This window comes from Mycobacterium arosiense ATCC BAA-1401 = DSM 45069 (assembly GCF_002086125.1).
Classification (GTDB): Bacteria; Actinomycetota; Actinomycetes; order Mycobacteriales; family Mycobacteriaceae; genus Mycobacterium; species Mycobacterium arosiense.
On record NZ_MVHG01000187.1, the window covers coordinates 1 to 2,014 of the forward strand.

Genomic DNA, 2,014 nt, shown 5'->3' on the forward strand with positions numbered 1-2,014 from the left:
CGGGTGGTCCGGGTGGGCATGTGCCGACCCCGGGTTCGGGTGGTCCGGGTGGGCATGTGCCGACCCCGGGTTCGGGTGGTCCGGGTGGGCATGTGCCGACCCCGGGTTCGGGTGGTCCGGGTGGGCATGTGCCGACCCCGGGTTCGGGTGGTCCGGGTGGGCATGTGCCGACCCCGGGTTCGGGTGGTCCGGGTGGGCATGTGCCGACCCCGGGTTCGGGTGGTCCGGGTGGGCATGTGCCGACCCCGGGTTCGGGTGGTCCGGGTGGGCATGTGCCGACCCCGGGTTCGGGTGGTCCGGGTGGGCATGTGCCGACCCCGGGTTCGGGTGGTCCGGGTGGGCATGTGCCGACCCCGGGTTCGGGTGGTCCGGGTGGGCATGTGCCGACCCCGGGTTCGGGTAGCCCGGGCGGGCACGTCCCCACGCCCGGCTCCGGCGGTCCGGGCGGTTTGGGCGGCGGCCACGTCCCCACACCTCCCGCCAGCGGCCCCGGAGGTGGCCTCGGTGGTTTCGGCGGCGGTCATGCTCCAGCGCCCGGCGGTGGCCTTGGTGGTTTCGGCGGTGGTCATGCTCCGGCGCCCGGCGGCGGACACAGCGGCGGCGGCCTTGGTGGTTTCGGCGGCGGACACAGCGGCGGATTCGGTGGCGGGCACGGTGGCGGCGGCTTCGGTGGCGGGCACAGCGGCGGCGGACACCACTAGTCCGGTTTGCCAAGCAACACACAGCAACCGCCGCCTGCTTCTCCCAAGATCACACGCGTAGGGTCGGGGTATTGAGGCTGGCGAAAGAATGCCCGCCTCAGCCGCCAGAATTTCATCAGCCCAGCAACGTGTGCGGGCTTGCGGCCCGCGCTTTGCGGTGACAGAAATCCTTGGTGATCACTGAACAGTGGTGTCGTCAACCGGGGTGTTGAGCGACACAGCAAATGGTGCAGGGGGAACTTTAGCGATGGCGGGCATCGTGCTTGGCGTCGAGATGACGCCGACGAAGGTGCGCATGGTCCTGGTCGAAGGCGAAAGCGCCGACGGGGTCACCGTCGACGAGGACGACTTCGACGTCGACACCCAACGCACTGCTCTGCCCGGCATGGTCCCCAACGCGGTGATTTCGGCCATCCTCGGAACCCGGGAGGGCGCCGCCGGCGGTGGCTACCAGCTGCTGTCGACGGGTGTGACCTGGACCGACCACGTCGAAGCGGCAATGCTGCGCGATGCCCTCATTTCGCACAAGATCGAAAACGTCATGCTGGTCTCGGCCTTCATGGCCGCGGTCGCGCTGACCCAGGCCGTCGGCGACGCCACCGACTACGCGCGCACCGCGCTGCTGTTCGTCGAGCCCTACAGCGCCACCTTGGCCGTCGTCGATACCGCCGACGGCTCGGTCTCGGAGGTGCGCCGCAGATCCCTCGCGGACGACGAAGACCAAGCGGTCGCCGAACTCGTCGACATGGCTTCCGGGGCCGCGGCACTCGAAACCCACCCCGAAGGCCTGGTTCTGGTCGGTTCGGGGGTCGATATCCCGCTGATCAAGCCGGTGCTGGAGGCCGCGACCTCGCTCGAGTTGTCCGTGCCCGACGAGCCGGAGATGGCCCTGGCGCGAGGCGCCGCGCTGGCGTCGGCGAACGCGCCGCTGTTCGCGTCGTCGACGGCCGCGCTGGCATACGCGCTGGATCCTGGCACCGGAGAGGTCGACCCGTTGCTCCTCGCCGGTCAGCACCCCGGCCTGCTGCCCGGATATCAGCCCGAATACGGCAGCCACTTCGCGGCGCTGGCCGCCGATGCCGACAAGGGCAAGACCAACGTCGCCTACAGCGCTGTGCCCGACGAAGACGCCGAGGCCAAGACCATTATCGCTCTCGACGAACGCGCGCGCCGGCGCAGGTCGGTGTTGCTGGCCAGCAGCTCGCTGGCGGTGATCTTCATCGCGGCCGTGGTGGCGCTGGAAATCGCATTGGCCATCAGCATCCGTCCGACCGTCGCCCTGCGGCCCAGCCCCAACGAAAACATCGTCGCCC

At 70.1% G+C, this 2,014-nt stretch carries 2 protein-coding genes; both read left to right on the forward strand.

The genetic code is table 11. The annotated features are described in order from the left end of the window. On the forward strand, positions 1 to 762 hold a 762-nt coding region (locus BST14_RS27960), incomplete at its 5' end, for a hypothetical protein (protein WP_211280835.1). Between the two features lie 186 nt (positions 763 to 948). Next, a partial coding sequence (locus tag BST14_RS27965) for a DUF7159 family protein (RefSeq protein ID WP_083067475.1) occupies positions 949 to 2,014 on the forward strand: 1,066 nt, incomplete at its 3' end.